At 57.8% G+C, this 26,249-nt stretch carries 24 protein-coding genes; 14 read left to right on the top strand and 10 right to left on the bottom strand.

Annotated elements, in window-relative coordinates; genetic code table 11:
* The first annotated feature begins 192 nt into the window (after positions 1–192).
* The 4 genes from peaA (at position 193) to peaD (ending at position 4,765) form a co-directional block, all read left to right on the top strand.
* Complete coding sequence (gene peaA / locus AAEZ03_RS01880) at positions 193–1,773, top strand: quinohemoprotein amine dehydrogenase subunit alpha (protein ID WP_350575510.1); 1,581 nt, start codon at positions 193–195, stop codon at positions 1,771–1,773.
* A gap of 84 nt (positions 1,774–1,857) precedes the next feature.
* Complete coding sequence (gene peaB / locus AAEZ03_RS01875; protein WP_048387612.1) at positions 1,858–3,288, top strand: quinohemoprotein amine dehydrogenase maturation protein; 1,431 nt, start codon at positions 1,858–1,860, stop codon at positions 3,286–3,288.
* 1 nt (position 3,289) lies between these two features.
* Positions 3,290–3,613, top strand: a complete 324-nt coding sequence (gene qhpC / locus AAEZ03_RS01870; RefSeq protein WP_048372098.1) for a quinohemoprotein amine dehydrogenase subunit gamma — start codon at positions 3,290–3,292, stop codon at positions 3,611–3,613.
* A gap of 33 nt (positions 3,614–3,646) precedes the next feature.
* A complete protein-coding gene (gene peaD, locus AAEZ03_RS01865) occupies positions 3,647–4,765 on the top strand; it encodes a quinohemoprotein amine dehydrogenase subunit beta (protein WP_350575505.1) in 1,119 nt (372 codons plus the stop codon).
* 134 nt (positions 4,766–4,899) lie between these two features.
* Here peaD and AAEZ03_RS01860 read toward each other — a convergent pair whose 3' ends face one another.
* From AAEZ03_RS01860 to AAEZ03_RS01850, 3 genes are read right to left on the bottom strand one after another with little or no spacing between them, the layout of a single operon-like run.
* Positions 4,900–6,111, bottom strand: a complete 1,212-nt coding sequence (locus AAEZ03_RS01860; protein ID WP_350575550.1) for a pyridoxal phosphate-dependent aminotransferase — start codon at positions 6,109–6,111, stop codon at positions 4,900–4,902.
* A gap of 2 nt (positions 6,112–6,113) precedes the next feature.
* Entirely contained in the window at positions 6,114–6,773 is a 660-nt protein-coding gene (locus tag AAEZ03_RS01855; RefSeq protein WP_123749231.1) for an RraA family protein, read from the bottom strand.
* Positions 6,770–7,438, bottom strand: coding sequence for an RraA family protein (locus AAEZ03_RS01850; protein WP_350575502.1), 669 nt, complete (start codon positions 7,436–7,438; stop codon positions 6,770–6,772). Before AAEZ03_RS01850 ends, AAEZ03_RS01855 begins: the two co-directional genes overlap by 4 nt.
* Positions 7,439–7,544: 106 nt before the next feature.
* Here AAEZ03_RS01850 and AAEZ03_RS01845 point away from each other — a divergent pair, with 106 nt between their 5' ends.
* The 3 genes from AAEZ03_RS01845 to AAEZ03_RS01835 all read left to right on the top strand — a co-directional run bounded on the left by AAEZ03_RS01845 (position 7,545) and on the right by AAEZ03_RS01835 (position 10,311).
* Complete coding sequence (locus AAEZ03_RS01845; protein ID WP_350575499.1) at positions 7,545–8,438, top strand: LysR family transcriptional regulator; 894 nt, start codon at positions 7,545–7,547, stop codon at positions 8,436–8,438.
* Between the two features lie 116 nt (positions 8,439–8,554).
* Entirely contained in the window at positions 8,555–9,376 is an 822-nt protein-coding gene (locus AAEZ03_RS01840) for an alpha/beta fold hydrolase (RefSeq protein ID WP_350575496.1), read from the top strand.
* 140 nt (positions 9,377–9,516) lie between these two features.
* Entirely contained in the window at positions 9,517–10,311 is a 795-nt protein-coding gene (locus tag AAEZ03_RS01835; protein WP_153372057.1) for an SDR family NAD(P)-dependent oxidoreductase, read from the top strand.
* An 85-nt stretch (positions 10,312–10,396) separates the two neighbouring features.
* Here AAEZ03_RS01835 and AAEZ03_RS01830 read toward each other — a convergent pair whose 3' ends face one another.
* The 4 genes from AAEZ03_RS01830 to AAEZ03_RS01815 all read right to left on the bottom strand — a co-directional run bounded on the left by AAEZ03_RS01830 (position 10,397) and on the right by AAEZ03_RS01815 (position 15,374).
* Positions 10,397–11,266 carry an oxaloacetate decarboxylase gene (locus AAEZ03_RS01830; RefSeq protein WP_048372137.1) on the bottom strand — a complete coding sequence of 290 codons (870 nt, stop codon included), beginning with the start codon at positions 11,264–11,266 and terminating at the stop codon, positions 10,397–10,399.
* A gap of 313 nt (positions 11,267–11,579) precedes the next feature.
* Positions 11,580–13,937, bottom strand: a complete 2,358-nt coding sequence (locus AAEZ03_RS01825) for a TonB-dependent siderophore receptor (RefSeq protein WP_350575492.1) — start codon at positions 13,935–13,937, stop codon at positions 11,580–11,582.
* 76 nt (positions 13,938–14,013) lie between these two features.
* Positions 14,014–14,853: a FecR family protein gene (locus tag AAEZ03_RS01820; protein WP_350575489.1), complete on the bottom strand. Its 840-nt coding sequence runs from the start codon at positions 14,851–14,853 to the stop codon at positions 14,014–14,016.
* Positions 14,850–15,374, bottom strand: coding sequence for an RNA polymerase sigma factor (locus tag AAEZ03_RS01815; protein ID WP_350575487.1), 525 nt, complete (start codon positions 15,372–15,374; stop codon positions 14,850–14,852). The genes AAEZ03_RS01820 and AAEZ03_RS01815 overlap by 4 nt, the downstream gene beginning before the upstream one ends.
* A 208-nt stretch (positions 15,375–15,582) precedes the next feature.
* Here AAEZ03_RS01815 and AAEZ03_RS01810 point away from each other — a divergent pair, with 208 nt between their 5' ends.
* On the top strand, positions 15,583–16,356 hold the full coding sequence (locus tag AAEZ03_RS01810; protein ID WP_350575484.1) for an ABC transporter ATP-binding protein: 774 nt from the start codon (positions 15,583–15,585) through the stop codon (positions 16,354–16,356).
* Positions 16,357–16,363: 7 nt separating this feature from the next.
* Here the strand turns inward: AAEZ03_RS01810 and AAEZ03_RS01805 are convergent, their stop codons facing one another.
* Positions 16,364–17,320 carry a DMT family transporter gene (locus tag AAEZ03_RS01805; protein WP_350575547.1) on the bottom strand — a complete coding sequence of 319 codons (957 nt, stop codon included), beginning with the start codon at positions 17,318–17,320 and terminating at the stop codon, positions 16,364–16,366.
* Positions 17,321–17,466: 146 nt separating this feature from the next.
* Here AAEZ03_RS01805 and AAEZ03_RS01800 point away from each other — a divergent pair, with 146 nt between their 5' ends.
* Entirely contained in the window at positions 17,467–18,384 is a 918-nt protein-coding gene (locus tag AAEZ03_RS01800; RefSeq protein ID WP_350575481.1) for a LysR substrate-binding domain-containing protein, read from the top strand.
* Positions 18,385–18,411: 27 nt separating this feature from the next.
* Here AAEZ03_RS01800 and mdlC read toward each other — a convergent pair whose 3' ends face one another.
* Positions 18,412–20,043 carry a benzoylformate decarboxylase gene (mdlC, locus tag AAEZ03_RS01795; RefSeq protein WP_350575478.1) on the bottom strand — a complete coding sequence of 544 codons (1,632 nt, stop codon included), beginning with the start codon at positions 20,041–20,043 and terminating at the stop codon, positions 18,412–18,414.
* Positions 20,044–20,319: 276 nt separating this feature from the next.
* Between mdlC and AAEZ03_RS01790 the strand changes: the two genes are divergently transcribed.
* From AAEZ03_RS01790 to AAEZ03_RS29220, 4 genes are all read left to right on the top strand, one after another.
* Positions 20,320–21,540, top strand: coding sequence for a multidrug effflux MFS transporter (locus AAEZ03_RS01790; protein WP_278938460.1), 1,221 nt, complete (start codon positions 20,320–20,322; stop codon positions 21,538–21,540).
* Between the two features lie 15 nt (positions 21,541–21,555).
* Positions 21,556–22,164 (top strand): TetR/AcrR family transcriptional regulator, encoded by a 609-nt coding sequence (locus tag AAEZ03_RS01785; protein ID WP_350575474.1) that lies wholly within the window; start codon positions 21,556–21,558, stop codon positions 22,162–22,164.
* Between the two features lie 384 nt (positions 22,165–22,548).
* Positions 22,549–22,797, top strand: a complete 249-nt coding sequence (locus tag AAEZ03_RS29225) for a GNAT family protein (protein ID WP_502947879.1) — start codon at positions 22,549–22,551, stop codon at positions 22,795–22,797.
* Positions 22,721–22,984 carry a GNAT family N-acetyltransferase gene (locus tag AAEZ03_RS29220; protein ID WP_502947877.1) on the top strand — a complete coding sequence of 88 codons (264 nt, stop codon included), beginning with the start codon at positions 22,721–22,723 and terminating at the stop codon, positions 22,982–22,984. The genes AAEZ03_RS29225 and AAEZ03_RS29220 overlap by 77 nt, the downstream gene beginning before the upstream one ends.
* Before the next feature lie 296 nt (positions 22,985–23,280).
* On the opposite strand, the gene AAEZ03_RS01775 is transcribed toward AAEZ03_RS29220, so the two are convergent.
* The gene (locus tag AAEZ03_RS01775) at positions 23,281–23,493 is read right to left on the bottom strand and encodes a hypothetical protein (protein WP_123749146.1); all 213 of its coding nucleotides are present in this window, start codon (positions 23,491–23,493) and stop codon (positions 23,281–23,283) included.
* 313 nt (positions 23,494–23,806) lie between these two features.
* On the opposite strand from AAEZ03_RS01775, the gene AAEZ03_RS01770 reads away from it, so the two are divergent.
* On the top strand, positions 23,807–26,227 hold the full coding sequence (locus AAEZ03_RS01770; protein ID WP_350575471.1) for a glucose/quinate/shikimate family membrane-bound PQQ-dependent dehydrogenase: 2,421 nt from the start codon (positions 23,807–23,809) through the stop codon (positions 26,225–26,227).
* The last annotated feature ends 22 nt before the right edge of the window (positions 26,228–26,249 follow it).

The raw sequence follows: 26,249 nt of genomic DNA, 5'->3' as shown, positions 1-26,249 counted from the left end.
AGAGTGCAACAGCTGTCTCGATATAAAACGCCCCAATGCCTGTAAACACGGGGGGCAAAACTCGTATCGCCGCCCATCTCGCTGATTTACCGGGCTTTTCGTAAGCTGGCACGCTCCGTGTATTACTCCATTCAGACGTTTCAAAACGATAAGCCACAACAATAAGAAAGCACCGTGCGAGGTCCGACGTTGATGAAGATAAAACTCCGATCAGGCTTGAACGCCAGCCTGCTGGCCCTGGCCGTTTGCGCAGGCTTGCATGCACCGGACAGCCTGGCTGCCCGCGATGCCCAGAGCATCCTCCAGCAAAACTGTATGGGCTGTCATATTCCCGAAGCCAACAACGGCCTGAGCCGTATCAGCCATCAGCGCAAAACCCCGGAAGGCTGGCTGATGAGCATTGCCCGGATGCAGACCATGCACGGCTTGCAGATCAGCGATGAGGATCGCCGCACCTTGGTCAAATACCTGGCCGACACTCAAGGCCTGGCGCCGAGCGAAACGGACGGCGTGCGCTATGCCCTTGAGCGACGCTTGAACACAGTCGAACATTTCGACGAGCAAACCACGCAAATGTGCGCCCGTTGCCACTCCGGCGCGCGGATTGCCCTGCAACGGCGTCCGGCCCAGGAATGGGAGCGGCTGGTGAACTTCCACCTCGGGCAATGGCCGTCGCTGGAATACCAGGCCTTGTCCCGCGACCGTGACTGGTTTGATCTGGCGCGTACCCAAATGGTGCCGATGCTGGCCGAGCGTTATCCGCTGGACAACCCGGCCTGGCAGCAATGGCTGAAAGCTGCTCCTAAAAGCCAAACCCTGGCAGGCAACTGGAGCTTTAGCGGGCACTTGCCGGGCAAAGGGGAAGTGGCCGGGGTGATGGCTGTTGCGCCAGACGGCGAGGATACTTTCAAGGTCAAGATCACCGGCCAATATGCCGATGGTGCGCCGTTCAACGGCGAAGGCAGCGCCTTGCTGTATAGCGGCTACGAATGGCGCGGCAACGTTAAGATCGACGGGGTCAACATGCATCAGGTGTTCGCCGCCAAGGACAACACCCTGCAAGGGCGCATGTTTGAAGCCGATCACGACGAGCGCGGGCTGGACTTTATCGCCGCCAAAGAGGGCAGCAACCGTGTGCTTGCGGTGCAGCCGGGCTACGTAAAAGCCGGCAGTGAAAGCGAAATCACCCTGATCGGCAGCGGCCTCAGCGGCACCCCGAATCTGGGGCAGGGCGTACAGGTGCTTGAAGTGCTGGAGCAGAGCCCGTCGCGTATCAAGCTGAAGGTAAAGGCTGGCGCCGATGCGCAGCCGGGCTTGCGTGAGGTCAGCGTGGGCGCGCTCAAGGGGCCAGCTCTGGCGGTGTACAACCAGATTGCCGAGGTCAAGGTGGTACCTGAGTTTTCGGTGGCACGGATTGGCGGTGGCGGCGGTTCGACGCCCAAGGTTCAGGGCCGCTTTGACGCCGAAGCGTGGGGCAAAGGGGCCGATGGCAAGCCTTACCGCATCGGTGTAGTGCCTGCAAAGTGGCATGTAGAGCCGTTCAACGAACAGGCCAAGGAAGACGAAGACGTCAAGTTCGCGGGTGTCATGCAGGCTGAAACCGGCATCTTCACCCCGGGCGATGCCGGGCCGAACCCTGCGCGCAAAATGTCCACCAACAATGCCGGCAACCTCAAGGTGATTGCTGCGGTCGATGATGCAGGCAACGCGCTGACTGGCGAGGGCCACATGATCGTCACCGTGCAACGCTGGAACAATCCACCCATTCCCTAAGCAAGGCCTTTGCAAGCACTGGCGACAAACACTTTTCGGAATGACCGCAAGCCCCGCCGACGGGGCTCGCACTGGAGGTTTGGCATGGGCGCAATCTTGAATCTGGTCGAACGCAACCTGCACGAAGTGCACGTGGATGCTGACCGCATGCTGTTTCACATACCCAGCTCATCGCTGTTTGCCAGCGATGAGCTGACCGGCACCATCATCGATACGCTGCGTGGCCCCGGCTGCTCATCGGATGACCTGATCCAACGCTTGGCTTCACGCTTTAACGGTGAAGAAATCACTGAAACCTTGCGTGAGCTGATGTCCCTGGAGCTGGTCAGCGACGGTTCACCACTGACTCCGGACATTGCCGCCAAGCGGGTTGAGCGCACGGCCATCAACACCGTGGTGCTCAACGTCAACACCGGCTGCAACCTGAGCTGCACCTACTGCTACAAAGAAGACCTGGACAAGCCCTCCGAGGGCAAAAAAATGGACATCGACACCGCTGTGGCGTCGGTGGAAATGCTCTTGCGCGAGTCCCCGGACGAAGAGCGCTTTACCGTGGTGTTTTTTGGCGGCGAGCCGTTGAGCAACCGCAAGCTGATCGAGCATATGGTCGATTACTGTGAGAAGCGCTTTGCCGAGGCGGGCAAGTCGGTGGAGTTCGTGATGACCACCAACGCCACGCTGTTGAACGAAGACACGGTGGACTACCTCAACGCCCATCGTTTCGGGTTGTCCGTGAGTATTGACGGGCCAAAAACCGTGCACGACCGCAACCGCATCACCGTGGGCGGGCAGGGCACCTATGACGTGGTGCGGCGCAAGGCCGAAATGCTCTTGTCGCGCTACAACAGCCGCCCGGTCGGTGCCAGGGTGACGCTGACCACTGGTGTCACCGATGTCGAAACTATCTGGGACCACCTGTTCAACGAGCTGAGGTTTGCTGAAGTCGGTTTTGCCCCGGTGACCTCCGGTGATATCAGCAGTTTCAACCTCAGCAATGACGAACTGGTTGAAGTCTTTGCCAGCATGAAGCGCCTGGGCCGCCGTTATCTGGAGGCGGCACTGGAGCACCGCAACATTGGTTTTTCCAACTTGCACCAGTTGATTACCGACATCCATGAGGGCCACAAAAAAGCCCTGCCATGCGGCGCAGGCCTGAAAATGCTGGCCGTCGACTACAAGGGCGAACTCAACCTGTGCCACCGCTTTACCGGCTCGACCTTGCCCACGTTTGGCAACGTGCACAGCGCGGTAAAACAAGTGGAACTCAATGACTTTTTGTCGCAACGCCTGGACCGCACCAACACGGGCTGCGATGACTGCCAGATCCGTAATCTGTGCTCCGGTGGCTGCTACCACGAGAGTTACGCCCGCTATGGCGATGCAACGCACCCGACTTATCACTACTGCGAATTGATGCGTGACTGGGTCGACTTCGGCATCGAGGTGTACACCCGGATCATGGCCCAAAACCCTGCGTTCATCAGCAGTTACATCACTCCGCGCAAGGCTCACTGATATGAAACATCTCAAGGCAATCAATAACAAAGCGTTGAAACTCGATGAGGCTGCGGCCGAAAACCGGATCGAGGAAGTGGTGGCGATGAACTCGGTGGCGGGGTGCACCTCGACCACCGACCCAGGTTGGGAAATTGATGCGTTTGGCGGCGTCTCGTCGTTGTGCCAGCCCATGGAGTCTGACCTGTACGGCTGTTCCGACCCGTGCTGGTGGCCAGCCCAGGTGCCCGACATGATGAGCACCTACCCGGACTGGAACAAGGACGCTCAAGCGTCCAACGAAAACTGGCGCAACCTTGGGACTGTCTTTCCAAAAGACAAATGACTTGCCTGGGTAAACAAGAATAAGGATTCCAGCATGCCAAGCATCAAAACCTGCGGCCAGGCCGCGCTTGCCGTTCTCAGCGCCTTTTCGCTGACCGTGTTGGCCGATGACAATCGCGCATTGCAAACCGGCCATGAGTACATGGTGCTCACCAACTACCCGAACAACCTGCACGTGGTGGATGCGGCCACCGACACGCTGTTTAAAACCTGCAAGATGCCGGACGCATTCGGGCCGGGCTCGGTGCAAATATCGCCGGACCATAAAACCGCGTACGTGCTCAATAATCACTACGCCGATGTCTATGGCGTCGAGCTGGACACCTGCAAGCAGGTGTTCCATGCCAGCATCACGCAAAAACCGGGGGAAAAGGCCCGCGCCATGTTCAGCTTCACCCTCAGCCCGGACGGCAAGGAGCTGTACACCATCGCCAACCCGACGTTGATGCTCAACGACCATTACGAGGTGCAGCAACCGCGGCTTGATGTGTACGCCACCGATGCCGGTCTGAATGCCAAGCCGATCCGCAGTTTTCCGGCGCCCCGGCAATTAAGCATCATGCAGGCGGGTGACGACGGCAGCTTGTACGTGGCCGGGCCAGACCTTTATAAAGTCAACCCGCAGACCGGCAAGTTCGATGTGCTGCTCCCCACCCGCCACTGGAACCGCCCAGGCTACAGCTCTCCGGACGTGCTGTATTTCTGGAACCATCAGAGCTACCTGCACGATTTCTCGCTGCTCTACACCGCGGCCAAGTTCAAGGACGAGAAACAGGATCTGGCCACTGCCGATTATGTGTATGGCCAGCTCAGCGTTGACCTTAAAACCGGCAAGGCGACAACCACCGATTTTGGCCCGCTGACCGAAATTTACTTCACCGGCATGCGTTCACCGAAAGACCCGAACCTGATGTTTGGCCTGCTAAACCGTCTGTCCAAGTACGACATCAAGCAACAAAAGCTCTTGCAGTCGGCGCCGCTGGACCATTCGTACTATTGCATCGCGTTCAACAAGGACGGCAGCAAAATCTACCTCGCCGGGACCTACAACGACGTGGCGGTGTTTGATGCTGACAGCATGAAACAAGTGGGCAACATCAAATTGCCAGGTGGTGACATGGCCATCACCACCTCGCAACTGTTTGTGCGTTAACCCCAGTCCCAAAACACTTATGTGGGAGCGGGCTTGTGTGGGAGCGGGCTTGCTCGCGATTGGACCGACGCGGTGTAAAAGTTACATCGTGTTGCCCGTATCGCGAGCAAGCCCGCTCCCACAAAAAGGGTTATCTAGCCACTGACAGTGTCGCAAAACTTGCGAATCGCTTTGCAGGCGGCCAGCAATGACGCCTCATCCAGTGCATAGGCAATGCGGATGTAAGGCGCCAGGCCAAACGCGCTGCCCGGCACCACCGCCACATTGGCTTCGTCGAGCAGGGCATGGGCGACGTCTTCGTCGGTGTGCAACACGCACCCACCGGCAGACGTTCTGCCAAGCAGCCCTGCACAGTTGGCAAACACGTAAAACGCACCCGCCGGTGTCGCGCATTCCAGTCCGGGTGTGGCGTTCAACTGTTCGACCAGCAAATCCCGTCGGCCCTGGAACGCGGCCCGGCTCTGCCCGATGAAATCCTTGGGACCCTCCAGGGCCGCCAGCGCCGCTTGTTGCGACACAGAGCACGCTCCGGACGTCTGCTGGCCTTGGAGTTTTTCCATGGCCTCCAGCAACCAGCGTGGCCCGGTGGCAAAACCAATGCGCCAGCCAGTCATGGCGTAAGCCTTGGAAACGCCATTCATGGTCAAGGTTCTGGCGGCCAGACGCGGTTCAACCTGAGCCAGGGTGAAGAACGCCTGGTCATCGAAAATCAGATGCTCGTAGATGTCGTCGGCCAGGATCAGCACATGCGGGTTGGCCAGCAGCACCTCGGCCAGCGCTTGCAGCTCCGCCCGGCTGTACACCGCGCCGGTCGGGTTGGACGGCGAGTTGAGGATCAACCAGCGGGTGTGCGGCGTGATTGCCGCGGCGAGCAAGGCCGGGGTCAATTTGAACTCGGCATCACAGGTGACAATACGGGTTTGGCCGCCGCACAACTGAACCATCTCCGGGTAACTGACCCAGTAGGGCGCCGGTACGATGACCTCGTCACCTTCGTTCAAAGTGGCCGCCAGGGCGTTGTAGATCACTTGTTTGCCGCCGCTGCACACCAGGGTGTCGGCCCAGGTCACGGGCAGGCCGTTCTCACGGCGGAACTTGGCCGCAACGGCTTCGCGCAACGAACGCACGCCCGCCACCTGGGTGTAACGGGTATGGCCCGCTTCGATGGCCTGGATGGCAGCGGCGCGCACATGCGCCGGGGTGTCGAAGTCCGGTTCGCCTGCGCACAACGAGATGATCGTCGCCCCTTGCGCCCGGCGTTCTGCCACGCGGTCCATGATGCGGTAAGTGGCCGAGGGTTGGGCGCTGGCCAGTCGCTGGTTCAGGCGCTGGATGTCAGTACTGATACTCATCGGTGCTTACTCTGCAAGTGGTGATAGCCCAACGCCGCGCGGGCGTCTTTCAAGGATTTGCCCTGAGCGATCTGCTGACGGATTTCGGCTTCTACCGACTCGATCTGACGGGCGCACGCGGCAACTTCAGCAGCACGGGCACGCGGCACGATGACCACGCCGTTGGCGTCGGCCACGACGATGTCGCGGGCGCACACACGGGCGCTGCCGATGGACACGGGCTGATTCACCGACTGCACTTGCACGCGGTCTTTGCCGGTGCGCATAAAACGCCCTTTGCTGAACACCGGGTAGCCGTCATGCAAGGCTTTGCTGACATCCCGGCAAACCCCGTCGATGACCGTGGCGGCGATGGCCCGGCTGCCTGCGTACTGGGTCATGATGTCGCCCCAGACCGTGCAGTCGGTACGCCCACCGTTGTCGATCACCACCACGTCGCCTGGGGCTACGTCATCAATAAAATCGCCCACTGTTCCCGGCGGAACACTCGCCGAAACGTATTGCACGGTAAATGCAGGCCCCACGACCACTTGGGTGTAGTTGGCCAGGGGGGCGATGCCCAGGCACTGGCCGGGCAAGCCGAGTTTGTCCAGGGCATCAGAGACGCCGGGAGTGTCCAGCCCTTCAAACAGGGCGACCAACTGCTGATCATTCATTGTGCGTGCTCCGTATTGATGGCATCGAACTGACTGTCGTGCATGACCTCGGCCACTGAGCGGCCGGCGCGAACGGCGTCAACCATGGCGTTTTGGCGGCGGGTGATGCGCTCGCCGATCGTCACAACCTGCTCAATGGAGGCTTGAGGCACAAACACCGTGCCGCAGTTGTCGGCTATTACGTAGTCGTCTTCACTGACCTCGACGCCTGCGACCGTGATCGTCACCGCCGAGTCGATCTGCACCACCCGGTTGCGTGCGCTGATCATGGTTACGCCACGGCCAAACACCGGGTAACCAATGGACGCGTTGCCGTCGATGTCACGGCTGAAACCGTCAATCACCGTGCCGCGCACACGTTTGCTGACAGCGGCATTGGCCAGGGTATCGCCCCAGCACGAGATGCCCTCAAGGCCTCCGGCGATCACCAGCACCCGGTCATCGCTGTCGATACGTTCAACTACCGGGGTGATCAGGTGCACGGTGGGCAGGTTGTCGCCTTTGGGGCCGAGCAGCACGGTGCTGGCGCGGCCGACGATTTTGGGGCAGTTCCACAAGGGCCGCAGGCCAGCGGTGGCGCCTTTGATGCCAAGGAAATCGAGGGCATCAGACACCGTGTTGGTGTCCAATGCGGCCAAACGGTCAAGCAAGCAGAGGGGCTTCATGGGGGGAACCTCGGTGGTGACGAAGGCGCCCAGTGTCGAGGAGTGTGTTTGATAGGTATATTACGAATCAAATAAGCGTTAGATACGCCAAACCTATGGATAAGCCATGATCAATTTCCGTCTGATCCGTCACCTCTGGTTGTTCCTGGCCGTGGCTGAAGAGCAAAACTTCGGCCGCGCCGCCAAACGCCTGGGCATGTCGCAGCCACCCTTGAGCGAGCAGATTCAGGTGCTTGAGCAAGCGCTTAAGGTCAAGTTGTTTGATCGCTCCCGGCGCGGTGCCAAATTGACCCCGGTGGGCGCGGCGATCCTGCCGGCGGTACGTAAATTCGCCGAGCAACTGGAGCGTCTGGAACTGGCCGTTGAAGAAGCCGTGGCCGGCCAGTCGGGGGTTCTGACCATTGGGGCAATTTCTACGGCGATGTTCGATGTACTGCCGGGCTTGATTGAACAATTGAAAAACGACTATCCGCACCTGACCGTCTCGGTGCGTGAAATCGACAGTGTTGAAGCCGTACCGGCCCTTGAATCATCAGACATTGATCTGGCGTTTGCCCGCCTGGACGGTGACTTGGGCGCATCAATCAAGTCGTTGCCATTGCTCGAAGACCGACTGGTGGTGGCGATGGCCGCGGATCACCCCCTGGCTTCGCGCAGCCGGATGAACCTGTCCAGCCTGGCCAATGAACCGTTGGTGATGTTCTCGCGCAAAGTCAGCCCGGTGTATTTCGACAACCTGATCGCCACCTGCAAGGCCAGCGGTTTTTCGCCACGGGTGTTGCACGAAGTACGCTCGGTGGCGTCACAGATTGCCTTTGTCAGTTATGGGCAGGGTATTGCGCTGGTTCCGGCGTCCTTGAAGAAGCTGGCCCCGGCCAACGTGGTTTTTCGCTCGTTGAGCCAGAAGCTCAATGTGGTGACCACCGCGGTAGCCTGGAATACCGAGCGGGCCAACCCGCTGATCGATGAAATCATTGCCAGGTTCCGCGACAAGGTTTGAGTCCGGGTCTGTGGTTTTGATAGGTTTGGCCTATCAAAATCTAACGGAATAAGGAATGTACAGCCGCAGCAATTGCCCCGACATTGGCGCTTTATTTTTAGTGCCAGAGGTTTTACGTGCCAACCCTTGCCAGCTTTACCCACCACCAGTTGCCGCTTAACGTCGAGGGCGTGCCGGTGAATGTCGCCGCCATCCACCGCGAAGGCGATTTGGCCCCGATTGTGTTCCTGCATGGTTTTGGCTCGACCAAAGAAGACTACGCAGACATTGCCTTGCAGCCAGCGTTCGCCGGGCATCCATTCCTGGCCTTCGATGCCCCGGGGTGTGGTGAAACCCGCTGCGATGACCTGTCGCGGGTCAGCATTCCTTTCCAGTTACAAACCGCCCTTCAGGTGTTGGAGCATTTCGCGATTGAGCGCTTTCACGTGGTCGGCCATTCCATGGGCGGGCTGAATGCGCTGTTACTGGCCCACCAGTACCCTGATCGGGTGCTGAGCTTTGTCGATATCGAAGGCAATATTGCCCCCGAAGACTGTTTTCTCAGCCGCCAGATCGTGGATTACCCGGCCCAGGATCAGCAGGCGTTTTTCAACGCCTTTATCGAGCGCACCCGCCATGCTCCGGCATTTGCCAGCGCGCTGTATTCAGCAAGCTTGCGCCACAAGGTGCGAGCTGAGGCGGTGCGCGGGATATTCGAGTCGATAGTCGATTTGTCTGATAACGCCGACCTGATGGGCAAATTCCTTGGCCTGAGTTGCCCGCGCCTGTTTATGTATGGCGAACAGAACGCCTCGCTGTCGTACCTGTCATCCATTCAACGTGCGGGCGTGCAACTGGCGCAGATACCGGCCTGCGGACACTTCCCCATGTACTCCAATCCGACCGAAATGTGGCGCCGGATCGCCGGGTTCTATGCGCAACACTGTCAAATTGGTTAATTGATGGCAGCCAGCGATAAGTATCCACGCGGCGGTAAAGTTTGTTTTTGGAATGGTCCGGGAGTCAATTCGCTTTGTTGAAGGTCGTACTGAGTGTGCCCATCACAGATCCGCACGATCACGCATGACAAGGAGAAGCGATGAACATCCAATTCAATGACAAACGCGCATTGGTAACGGCTTCCACCGGGGGTATCGGCTTTGCCATCGCCCAGGGCCTGGCAGAGGCGGGCGCGCAGATCGTTCTCAATGGTCGCAGTACGGAGTCTGTGGCTGAGGCCGTTGGCAGGTTGACGAAAGCGGTACCGGGCACGTCGGTGCAGGGTATTGCTGCTGACTTGAGCACCGCCGAGGGTGTTGCGGCGTTGGTTCGCGATGCCGGTGAGGTGGATATTCTGGTGAACAATGCCGGTATCTATGGGCCTCAGGACTTTTACGAAACCGATGACGAGGTCTGGGACAGCTATTGGCAAACCAATGTGATGTCCGGGGTTCGCTTGAGCCGGGCGTTGCTGCCGGCCATGGTCAATAAAGGTTGGGGGCGGGTGGTGTTTATGTCGTCGGAGTCGGCACGCAATATTCCGGCTGACATGATCCATTACGGCGTGTCCAAGACAGCGCTATTGGCGTTGGCGCGAGGGTTGGCCAAGCGGGTTGCAGGTAGCGGCGTGACGGTTAACAGCGTATTGCCGGGGCCGACCTTGTCCGAAGGGGTTGCAAACATGCTGAAAGACGAGGTTGAGCGTACGGGTAAAACCCTGGAGTCAGTGGCGACTGCATTTGTTTTACACAATCGGCCCAGCTCGATCATTCAGCGCGCAGCAACGGTTGAAGAAGTCGCCAACATGGTCGTCTACGTGTGTTCACCTCAAGCGTCGGCGACGACAGGGGCGGCACTGCGGGTAGACGGCGGTGTGGTAGATGACATCGTCTGACGTAACGCTCTCCATGCGGTCGTTGTCCAACCACAGGTCTATCAAGGTGGTGAGATAACGGCCGTGTTATCCAACCGGTGGTGAATCACTCTTTTACGTCCATGAACTCTTTGGCCCAGGCCACGTAGTCTTCCGGCTGGGTGTAGGTGTGGGTCAGTTCGGTCGCGCTGAGGTTATTGGTGCTGTTGGTGAGGTGACGCTGGGCACGCAGGCTGTCGTAGGTGGCCTTGATCGATGCAAAGTAAGCGGCGTGACCGGCGACGACAATGCGTACACCCAAGCTGGCCAGACGCTGGCTGTCATTGAGTTTCGGGTTGCCATAAGTCACCAGCATCAACGGCACTGTGAGCTTCTCGCTGATTTGCTCAAGCTGTGCAAAGTCGTCGATCCCCACGATGCAGATGCCGTCTGCACCGGCTTTTTCGTAAGCCTGGGTGCGTTTGATCACGTCTTCGGTAGACAACACGCCAGCGTTGGTCCGCGCGATGATCGAGAGCGCCGGGTCTACACGGGCTTCCAAGGCGGCCTTGATTTTGCCGATGCCTTCATCGATAGAGATCAGGTCGGTGGATTTGCGGCCAAATTGTGCGGGCAGCAAGGTGTCTTCAATGGTCAGTGCAGCAACACCGGCACGCTCGAGTTCTTCGACAGTGCGCATCACATTGAGGGCATTGCCATAGCCGTGGTCAGCATCGGCAATGAAAGGCAGTTGAGCGACGCGGCCGATACGGGTGGCCTGCTCGACGAACTCACTCAAGGTGATCAGGGCAAAATCAGGGGCTGCCAGGACTTGCAGCGACGCCACCGAGCCACCGAGGATACCGACCTCAAAACCCAGGTCAGCGGCGATACGTGCGGACATCGGGTCAAAAACCGAAGCCGTTTCGAAACACGCAGGGGTGGCAAGCAATTGGCGGAAATTATTGCGCAGGGCGGTGTGGGACTTTTTGGGCATGATCTTTCCTGTTTCTGGCCATCATCGAATTACGATCTATGCCTGTTCATGGTTCTGCGAGACTACCACGCAGCAAAACACAGGTTTATGACGTTTCAGAATGGGCTATGCCGCAACTGCATACCTTAAGTGTGGCGAGATGCCTTTATGAAGAAAGTTTCATCAATCGGAGGCTCCATTGAGGCTGAAGCGTTTCTGCCCCTCGCGGTTGCTGTGCGCATGGACGTCGCCTCGCAAAGCTCGACAACTGCTACGGGATTTGGGGCCGGGCAAATCAAAAGCGCCCTCTCCCGAAGGAGAGGGTGGCTGTTAATCAGAACTGATAGTTCAGCCCCAACGTCAACGAACGTTGCGGTGCAGGTTGGCGGCCCCACGGGCTGGTGTCGATGCCACGGAAGTAATACTCGCGGTTGAACAGGTTGCTGATGCCCGCAGAGGCAGTCAGTACGCTGTGGTCTTGCAACTTGAACTGGCGCTCGATGGCGGTATTCCACAGCCAGTAGGCGGGCAGCCGGCCGACCGAGGCAATGGCGTCTTCGTCGACGCTGTTGGCGGCGTCGGTGTAGGCGCTGCTCACGTACAGGCCATCGAGGCTGTAGCTCCAGTGTTCGGCAAAACGGTAATGACCGTCGACGCTGAACTGGTTGCGCGAAGCGAAGGGCACGTCATTGCTTTTGTAGATACCGTTACGCTGCTTGGCATCGAGGTAGGCATAACTGGCGTGCAAGTCAAGGGCGGGCAGGGCTTGCGGGGTCCAGAAGATTTCACTTTCGATGCCCTGGTGACGGGTGCTGCCCAGGTTGACGAAGCGGTCGGTGGTGCCGTTGTAGACGATCTGATCCTCAAAATCGATGCGGTACAGGCCCATATCGACGCGCAGGCCGTCCCAAGGTGTATAGCCCACGCCCGTTTCGTAGTTCCACGCCAGTTCAGCACCGACCTGACCTTCCTTGACGATCTGCGTGACTTGCGGCGGCCGCAGGGATTTCTGCGCGTTGGCGTACACGTACCAGTCGTCACTGGCCTGGAAGCCGACGGTCAGGCCCGGCAACCACTCCCGGGAGGTGTTCTCGTTGGTAAAGCCGGTGATGCCGTCGTCGTAATCCATGCGCGCATTTTCATAACGCGCACCGGGGGTGATGGTCAGGCGGTTGTCGAACAGGCCGATGGCGTTGCTGATGTAGAACGCCTTGGCCGAGTCATTGAACTGCCAGTCACGGAACGGCGTGGTTTTGCCCGTGGCAACGCTTTGGCGATCGACCTTGTAGTCGATGTCTTCCTTGACGTAGCGGGCACCCAGCAACCAGGTCTGGCTGACCTGGTCGCCGTCGATGTTCATGCTCAGGCGCGGCTCGCTGCCCCAGACCTTAAAGTCTCGCGGGCCATCCTGCTTGGTAACGGCGGTGCCATCCGGGGTGAAAGGCAGGCCCACGACAAAGTTGCGGTAGCTCTTGTGGGCGAAGTTGGTCCAACTGAACTGCACCGAATCGAACGGCCCAATAGCGCCCAATTGTTGGGTGTAGGTGCCCCAGACGCGGTCGGTATTGCCTTCGAAGTTGTCCAGCGGGCGGGTCGACTGGCGCGGGTTGTCTTTGTAGTCGCGCACGCTGAGGGCGCCCGGCAGGTCCATGTCGGCGCGGTAGTGCTGAATGCCGAAGCTCAGGTCACGGTCATCGTCGATGTTCCATTGGCCGCGCAGGCGGTAGTTCTGGATATCCGTGTCGGAGTGTTCACGACCGGTTTCACCGTTGATGCTGTTGAGGTCCAGTTGCAGGCCGAAATTGTCGGTCAGGTAACCGCCGGTGCCCACGTAGGTGTCCCATAACTGGCGGCCACCGGGGTTGAAGGTGGTACGCTCTTGAACCGTGTTTTGCCACTCGCGGGGGATGGGTTTGCTGATGAAGTTGATCACTCCGCCGACGTTGTTCGGGCCGTATTGCACCGCCGCGCCGCCGCGCACCACGTCGATACGATCCACCGTCGCCATGGTCACCGGGAATAATGAAAGCCCGGTCTGGCCATAGGGCGCCAATGCCAGCGGAATCCCGTCGGACAAAGCTTGAACCCGGCCGCTGCGGCTTTCATAGAGGCCGCGCACGGCGATTTGTGGCAGTGCGCCGGTGCCGGTTTCGTCAAACACCTTGACCCCCGGCACACGTTGCAAGGCTTCATCGACCCCGCGCACGCTGGCTTTTTGCAGTTGCTCGTTGCCAATCACCGTACGGCTGCCCGCGTAGGTGCGAACTTCCGGGTCGGTGGCGCTGCCCAGCACATCGCCCTTGATCACCATGGTGCCCAAAGCTACCGGCTCAGCAGGTGGTGGTGGGCTGAGGGTACTGGCCCGCGTGTCTTGCGCGACGATAAAAAACGTCTGCTCGTCGCGCTTTTGCACGTTAAGGCCATGTTTATCGAGCAGTCGGTGCAGGGCTTCTTCGGCGGTATAGCGACCCTTGAGCGCCGGGGTGGTGCTGTTGCCGACCACGTCGCTGGCGAAAATGATTTGCATGCGGGACTGTTGGGCCAGCGTATTCAGCGCTTGCTCCAGGTTGCTGCTCGGCAAGTCGACGTCGAAGGTGTCCTTGTCCTGGGCATTGGCCGAGAGGGCGAACAGAAGGCTGGTGGCGAGTACAGACAGCGACAGATACTGACGCGCCGGCAAGCGTTGTTTCATGGACGGGGCTCCTGAGAACGTTAGGGTTAGTTCTATTGCCGTCTCCCGCACGGCAAAACCCTACCTCGTCACTGAATTATTTTTTTGCAGGCTTGTGGGTGATGTGCAACGTACCGTCCGCATCCCGCGCCATCGTCAGCGGCAAGATATGCGGAAACAGGTCGAGCAGGTCTTCAACGTTGTCGGTGTTGAATACGCCGCTGATGGGCAATTGCGCCAGGGCTGGATCTTCGAGGCGAATCGGCGCCTGACGATAACGCTGGATCTGCGCAATGGCTTGTACCAGCGGGGTGCGGGAGAACACCAGCTTGCGTTCTTGCCAGGCCAGCACGCCGGGCAGGTCGGCGTTACGGGTTGGCTGTAGCTGACCGTCAAGGACCGCCAACTGCTGCCCCGGAATCAGCCGCTGTTGCTGTGCCGGATCGGTGATTGACTGCACGTTGACGCTACCGCGCACCAATGCCACGTGCACGGCATTCTCTTCGCGGGCCACATTGAACAGGGTGCCCAACACGGTCACGCGGGCAGCACCGGCATCCACCTGGAACGGGCGCCACAGCGTCTTGCTGACATCGAACAAGGCCTGTCCGCTGTTGAGTGCCACGCGACGCGAACGCAAGTGCCAACTGACTTCAACCTGGGTGCCGCTGTCTAGCACCACCCGGCTGCCGTCTGCCAGATCGAGCACGCGCCGCTCACCCAGTGCACTGCTGTACTGCTCGATGCGATAGCTGGGGTCTGTCCAGAGCAGGCCTGCACCCACCAGCGCGACCAGGGCCCCAACCACCAGCGGCGTGCGCGGTTTGCGCGGCTTGGGGGTGGGCATCGGAAAGCGCTTGCGCAGCTCTTCGCGATGGCGGGCCAGGGTTTGGTCTTCGGCGGACAGCGGTTGCTCGGGTGAAGAGGGCGTGTTCATAAAGGGCCGGGCGGACGATCCAGGTGTGCGCGGCAGGCAGCAATGCCCAGGCGCAGGTGTTTTTCAACGGTTTTTAGTGAAATGCCCATACGTACAGCCACTTCAGCCTGGGGCAACTCGTGAATCTTGTGCATGACAAAGACCATCTGGCAACGCTCCGGCAATTGGCTGATGGCCTGGGTGAGCAACTCCAGCTCCCGAGCCGACTCATACTGGCGCGTTGGTGACGGCGCCGGGCAGACAGCATCCAGCGGTTCGGGCATCTCAATGAGCCAGGCCTGGCTGCGTCGCTCACTGCGGTAGCGGTTGACCGCTTGATCGTGGGATATCTTGCGCAACAAAGCCAACGGCGTGTGGACGTTATCCTTTTCGCGTTTTTCAAGCAATTGCACGCAGACATCATGGACCACTTCGCGGGCAAAACCGCGATCGCCAAAACGCCGACGCACATGATCTACCAGCTCGTCGTAGTGACGCACCAGTGTACTGAGCAGTGAGGGTTTGACGGGGTCGAAGGGCATGATCGGCCTGAGCGGGAGCAGAGCGGCAGCAAATATAAATGAGAAATGTTTCCATTCATAGTGAAGATTGCCACGCCGTGCTTGCGCGCATGGGTGGAGGATTTACCGGCCGTAAAAGGGTTTCAAAACCCAAGAATGCGTCGTACAGTCTCGCGCGGCAAAACGCTAGTCGCTACGGCACGCACCCACGGTCAACCAAGGCATAACCATGATCGATTTGAACCAGGTCAGCGCTTTTCAACAGCAAACACAGGTCTTCGACCGCGTCTCGCTGCACATAGGCTACAACGAACGCGTGGCCATCCTTGGCCCTAACGGCGCCGGCAAAAGCACCCTGTTAAAGCTCATCAACCGCGAGATCTACCCGGTTGAGCGTGAAGGCAGCTACCTGAAGCTGTTCGGCGATGAAACCGTGAACCTGTGGGCCCTGCGCAGCAAGATCGGCTTTGTGTCCCAGGACATGCAAGAGGATTACACCCCGTACACCTCGGCGCTGGATGTGGTGGTGTCCGGCTTCTTTGGCGCCATGGGCGCCCACGCTCACTTGCAGCCCAATGAAGAACACATCACCTTGGCCCGCAACCTCATGCAGCAATTGGGCATCGATATTGAAGAACAGCGCATGTTCCAGCGCTTGTCCACCGGGCAAAAGCGCCGCTTACTGCTGGCCCGCGCCCTGGTTCACCACCCGCAAGCGCTGATCCTCGACGAACCCACCAGCGGCCTGGACATGGGTGCCAGCCTTGGTTTGTTGTCGCTGATGCGGAATTTCTGTGGCGAAGATCGCGCCATGATCATCACGACTCACCACATCGACGAGATCATTCCGGAAATCGACCGGGTGATTCTTATCAGCCAAGGCAAATTGATTGCCGACGGGCCCAAGCGCGAGATCCTCACCAGCGAGAAGCTTTCGGCGCTGTATCAAACTGAACTGCAAGTCTCGGAAAACAACGGCTGGTATCGCTGCTGGCACGCGTAACAGCGCTTTAGCCATGACAAGCCGGGCTTGGCAGCTTAACGCCCGGCAACCGATGACGCCTCGCCGCCCAGACCACGCCGCCCACCAACAAAGCAATCGACAGCAACTCGATGAGGCTGGGCAGGCGTTGGGCGTAAAAGAAGCCATAAATACAGGCGAACAGCGTTTCAAAGACAATCAATTGCGCGCTGAGCGACGCTGCCATGCGCCTTGAGCAGGCATTCCATAGCCCATTGGCAATCCACGAACCGCAGAACGCCAGGAACAGGCACACCCACAAAAAGTCCATCCAGCGACTGCTGTCGATGTTGGCAGGCATGAGGTTGGGGAACAGCAACCAGGCCACCAGGCCAAACACCACGGCGACGATCCCGGTAGCGATGCCTAGCAGGGTTGACCATTCGCTGCTGTTGAACGCGCTCTGTTTTAGGTAACGGGCATTGTGGGTGGCATACCACGACCAACTGACCACACCGCAGAACCCGCAAGCGATGCCCAGCAGTTGCGTGGTCAACTCTGTGCCCGATGAATGGGCCCCGGTATGTTCCAGGCTGATCGATACGATTCCGAGGAATACCATCAATAAAGGCAGCTTGAGTTTGCTGATCGGCAACGAGCCCGCATCGGCGCGGCCCAAAAACGTGATGGCCACCGGCATGATGCCGTTGATCAACGAGGCCGCCGTGACCCCGCTGAGCTGCACAGAGGCGCCCAGCAGTGCATAGTTCAACACGTTACCGGTGAGTGACAGACGCACCAGCATGCCGACATCGGCGCGGTTGATTTTGGCGAGCAAGCGTTTTGCCATGGGCAGTGCAACGGCCAGGGAAATAAGGCCATACATCGCAAAGCGGACGCTGCTGATCAGTACCGCATTAAATTCCGGCAGCAGGGATGGCCCAAGAATCACTCCGCCCCAAATGGCCCCGGCCAGCAACGCAAACACAATCCCGCTTTTCATCACGCCCACTCAAATAATGACTTTGGCGAGATTCTATCGGTAGCAATTCAACGTCACCTGCGATAAAAAATCAGTCACCCATTCCGCTACGGAATATCTTGCTGTTTGTCGCCACAAGGAGCTGCATCATAAACCGTTACCTGCGTGCCTTGCCGCCTTTGGAAACCCTGATCACCTTTGAAGCAGTCGGCCGCCACTCAAGCTTTACCGGCGCTTCCAGAGAGTTGTTCCTGACCCAAAGCGCCGTGAGCAAACAAATGCGTCAGCTGGAAGACTGCATTGGCGTGCCGCTGTTCGAAAGAAAACCGCGCGGCGTCATGCTCACGCCTGCCGCGCAGGAACTGCTGATAACGGTCAATACACTCCTGACCACGCTGCACCAAAGCGTGACGCGGATCCGCAATGTGCATCAACCCAACACCGTCTCAATTTTGGCGACCCATGCCTTGGCGCAGTTTTGGCTGTTCCCCAAGCTGATCGAATTCAACAAGGCCTATCCCGACATCGCCGTGCACGTGCACGCAATGAATGAATTCGATGAAGCCAGCCTCAAGGATTACGACCTGGGCATCCTCTACGGCCAAGGCGAGTGGGGGGCTTTAAACTGCGACTTCCTGATTCCTGAAATCGTCTTCCCGGTTGCCCATGCAGCCCTGGACGTCACGGATATACAAACCCTGGAACAACTGGCCAGCGCCAACCTGGTGCAGATCGACACCTCGGCCTGGCATTGCCTGGACTGGGAGCAGTGGTTTGAGCATTTCGGCATCGACTACCTCGCCCCGGAAAAAGCCCCGGTGTTCAACCAACTGACCTTGGCTTTTCGCGCGGTGCAACAAGGCATGGGCATTGGCCTGGCGTGGACCTTCATGGGCGACGAAGCCTTTGCCAAAGGCGAGCTGCAGCGCGTCACCGGGTTTGAATGCGTGACAGGGCGCGCCGAGTACCTGGTGTCGGTCAAGCATCGGCCGTTATCGCCCTGTGCGGTGATTTTTCGGGAGTGGGTGTTGGGGATGGGGGGGCTGACGCACTCCCAAGTAGTAATGGGTCCGAGCGCCCAAGGTTAAGCGCTCGGATTTAGCGAGAAAAACAGGTCAGAGCAGCGGCGGTATGGTCGCTTGCACCGGCACTTCCAGTACCGTTGGCACGTTACGGGTGAAGGCCTCGCTGCAGGCCTTGCGTATCTCATCGAGGGTATTGGCGCGCACCCCGTGGGCGCCATAGCCTGTTGCCAGAGCGACAAAATCCAGACCTGGCAAATCCAGCCCCGGCACGTTCGGCGTTTGTTCCAGCACAGCAAAGGACTTCAAAATCCCGTATTGCCCGTTGCGAGGCACGACAAAGAGAATCGGTAACTTGTGCTGCACCGCCGTCCATAAGCCTTGAATGGAGTATTGGAACGAGCCATCGCCGATGATCGCCAGCACGGGGCGATTGCGCCCACTGTCACGCTCAGCCAACGCAATACCGATACTGGCCGGAAGGTTCCAGCCCAAGCTGCCACTGGCAAAGGTATAAAACGAGTCGGGCTGATCCACAGGCCATGCGCTGTGCAGTTCTGCGAGGTTAGAAGGCGACTCTTCAATCAGAACCGTATTGGCGGGCGTTGCAGCGCGCAGGGCCTGGAACACACTGAGCGATGACAACAACCCATCGGTGCTTTCTGCGTGCGTAGCTGCTGGGTGCGGAGCCAAGCCATGTGCCTGGCGCTTGACCGCAGCACTGCCAACAGGGCGCGGCTTGACCTGAGCAATCAGGGCATCAAGTGACAGGACCGCATCCCCCAGCACACTGTCGCCGACCGGTGCGCGAGCTGCCTCACTGGGGTCGTCAGTGATGTGTAAAAGGCGTAAGCCCGCAGGCAAGTAGTCGCCGGCAACGTAGGGATAATAGCGAAACACTGGAGCGCCAATGACGATGGCCAGATCATGGCCGGTAAGCTTTTGCGATAAAGGCGCAATGGCAAAAGGCAAGCCGCCGGCATACAGCGGATGGCTTTCCGGGAAAGGACGGCGTTCAGAAGCAGGCGCGGCGTACACCGTAGCATGCAACTGCTCAGCCAGGGCAATGGCTTGCGGCCAGCCCTGGCCACGGGCGATGGCCGCACCATAAATCAGCGCCGGATTAGTGGCGTTGGACAATGCCTGAGCAAACGCGCTGAGCACCTTAGGGTCCGGAGCAATTCGCGTGGCCACAGAGCGCACAACGGCAGGGCCTTTGGCAGGCTTGTCCCAATCATCCAGTGGAATCGACAAAAACACCGGGCCGGCCGGCGGCTGTACGGCGATGGCGTAAGCGCGCATAAACGCGGCCGGGACATCTTCAGCGCAAACCGGCTCATAACTCCACTTCACCCAAGGCTTGGGCAAAAGAGCCGGCTCAATATTGGTCAGCCACGGCTCCATCAGCAACATGTCCCGGGTTTGGTTACCTGCGGTGATGATCAACGGCGTTCTGTTCTGGAACGCGGTCAAAATGTTGCTCATGGCATTGCTCAGGCCGGCACTGGTATGCACGTTAACGATCGCCGGTCGCCGATTGGCCTGCGCAAAACCATCCGCCGCACCAACCGCAGAAGACTCATGCAAGGTTTGGATGTAGCGAAAATCGGCCGGGAAATCCTTGAGAAAGGTCTCCTCAGTCGAGCCAGGATTGCCAAACATGGTGGTAAGCCCCAGCTCTCGTAGCAACTGATACGTCACATCGCGGACGGTTTTGCCTGTCATGGAAACTCCGATCAATTCATATTGAAGACATTGCGAAATAGCTGATGGGCAGGGTAGGTATCTCGCGTGTGTTCACCACAAGCCAGCGCTGGAGCTGCGCGGTGATCAGAACGGAGGGTAGGCGAAGAGGACGGTTAAAGGGTTATGGGCGACGAGTGGTTTGGGTGTGGGTATGGAGGATCAGGTTAAAGGCGGCCGTTTGACCCGTGAGGCGATTATATTTATTATTCTGGAAACCTACCGACCGGTAGGTTGTTAATAAATCGAGATCAAATAATGAATACCGTGCAACAGCAGCGGGTCCCCATGAAGTTGGCGATTGGCTTAGGGGCAATAGGGGCCTTGGGACCTTCCGCAGTGGACATGTACCTTTCTAGCCTTCCCGAAATTGCGCGTGATTACGACGCAGGCTTCGCCAGTGTCCAACTCACTTTGACATTTTTCCTGCTTGCCATGGGGGCAGGGCAACTACTGTTCGGACCCTTCGTGGACGCCTACGGGCGTAGACGGCCGCTATTGATCGGGTTGGTCGTCTTTATCCTTTGCTCCTTGGGCTCGGCGTGGGCGCCAACACTCTCAGTATTGTTGGGTTTTCGCTTCGTACAAGGCCTTGGGAGTGCGCTGACGCTGGTGGTGATCATGAGCACCGTACGTGATGTCAGCCGAGGGGCAACGGCAACCAAACTGTTTGCCTTGTTAATGACTATCGAAGGTGTGGCGCCCATCTTGGCTCCGGCATTGGGTGGATTTATAGACTCGTATTTTGGTTGGCGGGCAGTGATGCTCACCCTCGCCATTCTTGGCATGGCGGTGCTCATCAACAGTTGGCTGAACCTGCCTGAAACCTTGGCAACAGACAAACGTGAACCCTTGCAACTGGGCGCTGCATGCCGTACTTACCTGGCAATCGGCTGCGACCGGCGCTTTTTACTGCCTACATTGGCCGTTGCTGCGGTGTTTTTTTTCCTGTTCGCTTATATCGGTGGCGCGACACTGGTGTACCAGGAGATCTACGGGCTGACGCCGCAAGCATTCGGTATCTTGTTTGGCGTGACGGGCTGTTCGATCCTGTGTGGGGCAATGGTCGCTGGCAAATTAATCACTACGCTGGGCCTCAAACGTCTTACTTGGATCGGTGTGAGCTGCATTGTTTTAGGCGCATTCACGACTTTAGTAGCGACCGTCACAGGCGTTGGGCTTGCAGGTATTGTTACGGGCATGGCGCTGGCACTGTTCGGGTTGGGTATCGCTGAGTCGACGCTAATGTCGCTGGTCATGTCTTCCCAAGAGCGCGCCTTGGGGTCGACGGCAGCGTTGCTGGGGGCATTTCAACTAACCGTCTCATCGAGCGCCACACCCATTTCGGCTATAGCATTGACGCATGGAGCCATTGCGTGGACTGTGCTGCTGAGTCTAAGTGCATTGATAGTCTGCGCCTTGACATGGATTAGCTTGTCTACAAGCGACGATGCTTCCTTTAACCTCGCTGGGCACTGAGAAAAAGGGCAATTGATGACTTCAACGACTTTAACCCCGGCAGCGGAACGGATTGTTCATGTTGCCTTGTTACATTTTGCCGATCGCGGCTACGACGCGGCATCACTTAATGACATTGCCGGCAGCGCCGGGATCAAAAAAGCCTCGCTGTACGCTCATTTTTCTGGAAAGGATGAGTTGTACTCGGCTGTACTAAACCTGGCGTTGCAAAGTGAGCAGGCCTACGTAAGCGGGCAATTCTCGACTACACAGGCAAACCAGGCTCCTGGTGAGCGTTATGTTGACAACCTGCAAGGACGATACGCCGAAAGTGCGGCGTTACGGTTCTTGCTGCGCGCAGCTTTTTATCCACCAGCGGCCATTGAGCAAAACGTCAAATCCGGTTTCGAACGTTATTTGGCTGATATACGACGGCATTTCCAGGCGTCTCTGAAAGACACGTATCCGGCGTTTGAACAACCGCATGTCGACTTGCTGGCCGAGGCCTATCTGGCGTTGATCGACAGCCTGAATGTCGAACTTATCTATGGAGACGAGGCCGCCTATGCACGGCGTTTCGATGCGCTGCGCGAATTGTTCGGCTTGATTTATTTGCCGTTGGTGAGAGGTAATGCGCCTGAGTAGGCTCGGGCGCAACGTGATCAGTATCGATCAGCTTGCTGGAGCAATAGATGAGTCTTTTCTGACGACTTGCCATGTACACACGAAGTACATGGCTTGTCCAGAGAGTTGACGGCAAATGCGGGCTGTTAAACCTGTGGGGGAGCTATAAAGTCTTCGCAGCATGAAACATCATTTAACATAATATACATTATGCGAATATTGACATTACGCCAACAGACCCAGCGCAGGCCAGATTTAAAGCCAGGAAATGGCGATCCTCTACAACCCCTGAAATCTTCAGATCAATCCTTCTCTATCAATCCACACACACCATGCGCACCTCACTGAATGCTCTCCTGCATACATAATCACCACCTTCGCATTCACCAACCTTTGGAACTAAAAATGATCAGAAAATTTGAACCACGCGACATGGATCGACTGCTGGATATCTGGCTGAGTGCATCCATCAAGGCGCATGATTTTATCGACGCGTCTTTTTGGCAAGCCAATATTGAGTCGATGCGAGACGTTTATATTCCTGCTTCGGAGACCTTTGTCCTTGAGGATTCAGAGGATGTATTCGGGTTTTATTCTTTGTTGGATAGGCAATTGGCTGCTTTGTTTGTTGATCCCGCGCATACCCGCGCATAGATGTAAAGGCTTTGGTAAACAGTTACTCGATCATGCCAAGTGTCTTCGCAAGGAGTTGAGCCTTTCTGTTTACAAGGAAAACACGCCCAGTGTCGGCTTCTACACGTCGCAAGGTTTTAAACGGGTCAAAGAGCAAATTGACGAGCAAACAGGCCAGGCCGAATACCTGATGTGCTACCCAAGCTGATCTTTGTGCTAGATTTGGCCCCTTGCTACAAGCCCTCGTTCATGGAGAAAGCATTGTGTTTGCAGTAGGAATCTCGATGTTAGCCGTGGGTTTAGGCACTGGAAACGCTGGTTTCTGGATACCGGGCTGTGTCTTTATGGCTATAGGGTTTTCTCAAAAATCCAGCAGGAAATGAATAACAGTGCCCTGACCAGTCACACACATATGTTTAGCCGCCGCCTTCTCTAAGCACTCTTTGGGTATAACTCAACTAAACAGTCATTTAGTAGAGTTAAATAACCCCAACTTCTAACCTTTTACTTCGCTTTATAAGCCACCCGCCTTTGTTCGCGTTCTGCGGCAAATTGTTCGCTGATTTTTGCTTCCAGGTCTTTACGCTCAACGTGTATGCCACAGTTTGGGCACACAGTTCCCAAACCAATGTCGTGCCCGCACTCGCGATGGGTAAAACGTACGGCAATCTCATCTTCCTCGCCCTTGGACCAGGTTTCTCCCCACGAACGCGGCATCGTGCCTGTTCGTGGGCCCCACAAATAGCAAACAAACCCGCCTTTCTCCTTCTGTATCGCCCTCCTTCTCCCCTCGATTATTACGCGTTCCACAACAGTGTTTCTCGCTCATGACGACTGACAATTTGTCGCAGGCGCGATTTTTTTGATATTGTGTCGGTAATTAACCATTTAGTTCATAACCCATGTGCATCTGTCTGCTCCAGACGATGCGGCATCCGCCTGAGCTTCCTTCGCGGAAATCAGCGCTAGTGTTATGGGCTGGTTACCCTGAATTCCTTATCACTTTCATGCATCTATAGGGTCATGCGCCATGAATAAGTCTCAACCTGCGGCCACTGTCAGCCGTTGGCCAATCTGGATCGCCGCCTTGGGCGTGTTGGTCTTCGCCTTGCTGTTTATAGCGGGCGGCGGTTATCTCGCCACGCTCGGCGGCAGCCTGTACTTCGTCCTCGCCGGTATCGGGATGCTCGTTGCTTCGGTGCTGATGTTTAAACGCCGTGTGGTCGGTGCCTGGCTGTTTGCAGCGGTGATGGTGGCATCGGTTATCTGGTCGGTCGTAGATGCCGGTCTGGTGTTCTGGCCATTGGTTTCACGACTGTTTGCCCTGGCCGTATTGAGCCTGGTAGTGGCGTTGGCTTACCCGACGCTGCGCAAGGCCAATGGTCTGCAGGGTAACGGTGGTTATGCGCTGAGCGCTGCCCTCGCAGTGGCCATTGTTGTGGGTTTCTGGGGAATGTTTCAGCCCCACGCGTCGGTTGCACCTACAGGTAACGGCCCCGGCCTGACCAAGGTTGATCCAGCCAAAGCGCAGAAAAACTGGGAACACTACGGTAATGATGAAGGTGGCAGTCGCTTTGCCGCACTGGATCAGATCAACCGCAGCAACGTGTCCAAGCTGGTGCCGGCCTGGACTTACCACACCGGCGACATCGCGTTCAGCGATGGCAACGGCGCAGAAGACCAAATGACCCCGCTGCAAGTGGGCGACAAGGTGTTTATCTGCACCCCGCACAACAACATCATCGCGCTGGATGCCGACACCGGCAAAGAGCTGTGGAAGAACGAAATCAACGCCAAATCGGCTGTCTGGCAGCGTTGCCGTGGCCTGGCTTACTTTGATGCCACCGCTGCCATCGCTGCTCCAACCGATGGCAGCACCCCGGCCGCTACCGTCAATGTGGCGTCGGGTGCTGCTTGCCAGCGTCGTCTGTTGACCAACACCATCGACGCCCGCCTGATTGCTGTCGACGCCGATACTGGCAAATTCTGTGAAGACTTCGGTACTCACGGCCAGGTTGATTTAAAGGCCGGCCTGGGCGATGTGCCTGACTCTTATTACCAGCTCTCGTCTGCGCCGTTGATGGCCGGTACGACCGTGGTGGTAGGTGGTCGGGTTGCCGACAACGTGCAGACCGACATGCCAGGCGGCGTGATTCGTGGCTTCGACGTGGTCACCGGCGCCATGCGCTGGGCTTTTGACCCGGGCAACCCGCAAGACAAACAAGCTCCGGCTGACGGCAAAACCTATGTTCGCAGCACACCGAACAGCTGGGCGCCGATGTCTTATGACCCGCTGATGAATACTGTCTTCTTGCCGATGGGCAGCTCGTCCACCGACATTTATGGTGTTGAACGTACGTCGCTGGATCACACCTACGGCGCCTCGATACTGGCACTGAACGCTACCACCGGTGATGAAAAGTGGGTGTATCAAACCGTCCACAATGACTTGTGGGACTTTGACCTGCCGATGCAGCCAAGCCTTATCGACTTCACCAAGGCCGATGGTTCTCAAGTGCCTGCCGTAGTGATCGGTACCAAGGCCGGGCAGATCTATGTGCTGGATTGCCACACCGGTCAGCCGCTGACTGAAGTGAAAGAAGTTCCGGTCAAGGCCTCGAACATCCCGAACGAACCCTACTCTCCAACCCAGCCAAAATCGGTGGGCATGCCGCAGATCGGCGCGCAAACGCTGACTGAGTCGGACATGTGGGGCGCCACGCCGTTTGACCAGATGCTGTGCCGTATCGCCTTCAAGAAAATGCGCTACGACGGCCTTTACACCGCGCCGGGTACTGACGTTTCGCTGAGCTTTCCAGGATCGCTAGGTGGTATGAACTGGGGCAGCCTGTCGACTGACCCGGTGCACGGTTTCATCTTCGTCAATGACATGCGTCTGGGCTTGTGGAGCCAGATGGTGCCGCAGAAAAAAGACGCCAAGGCCTCTTCCGGTGGCGAAGCGCTGAACACGGGTATGGGCGCTGTACCGCTTAAAGGTACGCCGTATGCTGTAAACAAAAACCGCTTCCTGTCCGTGGCCGGCATTCCGTGCCAGGCGCCGCCTTTCGGCACGCTGACCGCTATCGACATGAAAACCCGGAAAATTGCCTGGCAAGTACCCGTGGGCACCGTTGAAGACACGGGCCCAATGGGCATCAAAATGAAGTTGCCACTGCCAATTGGCATGCCAACCCTGGGTGGCACCCTCTCTACTCAAGGCGGCCTGGTATTTATTGCAGGCACCCAGGACTACTACCTGCGCGCCTTCAACTCGGCCAACGGTGAAGAAGCCTGGAAGGCCCGCTTGCCCGTCGGCAGCCAAGGTGGCCCGATGACCTTTGTTTCGCCGAAAACCGGCAAGCAATACGTAGTGATCACCGCCGGTGGTGCACGCCAGTCACCTGATCGTGGTGACTACGTGATTGCTTATGCATTGCCTGACAACCAGTAAGTTGCTGTAAATAAAAAACCCG

The sequence above is a fragment of the Pseudomonas sp. HY2-MNA-CIBAN-0224 genome, assembly GCF_040310285.1.
Classification (GTDB): Bacteria; Pseudomonadota; Gammaproteobacteria; order Pseudomonadales; family Pseudomonadaceae; genus Aquipseudomonas; species Aquipseudomonas helleri.
This window is presented reverse-complemented; position numbering and strand designations above follow the sequence as displayed.

Coding starts and splice junctions, on each gene's coding strand:
- peaA (WP_350575510.1), top strand. CDS start 193: ATGAAGATAAAACTCCGATCAGGCTTGAACGCCAGCCTGCTGGCCCTG.
- peaB (WP_048387612.1), top strand. CDS start 1,858: ATGGGCGCAATCTTGAATCTGGTCGAACGCAACCTGCACGAAGTGCAC.
- qhpC (WP_048372098.1), top strand. CDS start 3,290: ATGAAACATCTCAAGGCAATCAATAACAAAGCGTTGAAACTCGATGAG.
- peaD (WP_350575505.1), top strand. CDS start 3,647: ATGCCAAGCATCAAAACCTGCGGCCAGGCCGCGCTTGCCGTTCTCAGC.
- AAEZ03_RS01855 (WP_123749231.1), bottom strand. CDS start 6,773: ATGAATGATCAGCAGTTGGTCGCCCTGTTTGAAGGGCTGGACACTCCC.
- AAEZ03_RS01850 (WP_350575502.1), bottom strand. CDS start 7,438: ATGAAGCCCCTCTGCTTGCTTGACCGTTTGGCCGCATTGGACACCAAC.
- AAEZ03_RS01845 (WP_350575499.1), top strand. CDS start 7,545: ATGATCAATTTCCGTCTGATCCGTCACCTCTGGTTGTTCCTGGCCGTG.
- AAEZ03_RS01835 (WP_153372057.1), top strand. CDS start 9,517: ATGAACATCCAATTCAATGACAAACGCGCATTGGTAACGGCTTCCACC.
- AAEZ03_RS01830 (WP_048372137.1), bottom strand. CDS start 11,266: ATGCCCAAAAAGTCCCACACCGCCCTGCGCAATAATTTCCGCCAATTG.
- AAEZ03_RS01825 (WP_350575492.1), bottom strand. CDS start 13,937: ATGAAACAACGCTTGCCGGCGCGTCAGTATCTGTCGCTGTCTGTACTC.
- AAEZ03_RS01820 (WP_350575489.1), bottom strand. CDS start 14,853: ATGAACACGCCCTCTTCACCCGAGCAACCGCTGTCCGCCGAAGACCAA.
- AAEZ03_RS01815 (WP_350575487.1), bottom strand. CDS start 15,374: ATGCCCTTCGACCCCGTCAAACCCTCACTGCTCAGTACACTGGTGCGT.
- AAEZ03_RS01810 (WP_350575484.1), top strand. CDS start 15,583: ATGATCGATTTGAACCAGGTCAGCGCTTTTCAACAGCAAACACAGGTC.
- mdlC (WP_350575478.1), bottom strand. CDS start 20,043: ATGACAGGCAAAACCGTCCGCGATGTGACGTATCAGTTGCTACGAGAG.
- AAEZ03_RS01790 (WP_278938460.1), top strand. CDS start 20,320: ATGAATACCGTGCAACAGCAGCGGGTCCCCATGAAGTTGGCGATTGGC.
- AAEZ03_RS01785 (WP_350575474.1), top strand. CDS start 21,556: ATGACTTCAACGACTTTAACCCCGGCAGCGGAACGGATTGTTCATGTT.
- AAEZ03_RS29225 (WP_502947879.1), top strand. CDS start 22,549: ATGATCAGAAAATTTGAACCACGCGACATGGATCGACTGCTGGATATC.
- AAEZ03_RS29220 (WP_502947877.1), top strand. CDS start 22,721: ATGTATTCGGGTTTTATTCTTTGTTGGATAGGCAATTGGCTGCTTTGT.
- AAEZ03_RS01775 (WP_123749146.1), bottom strand. CDS start 23,493: ATGCCGCGTTCGTGGGGAGAAACCTGGTCCAAGGGCGAGGAAGATGAG.
- AAEZ03_RS01770 (WP_350575471.1), top strand. CDS start 23,807: ATGAATAAGTCTCAACCTGCGGCCACTGTCAGCCGTTGGCCAATCTGG.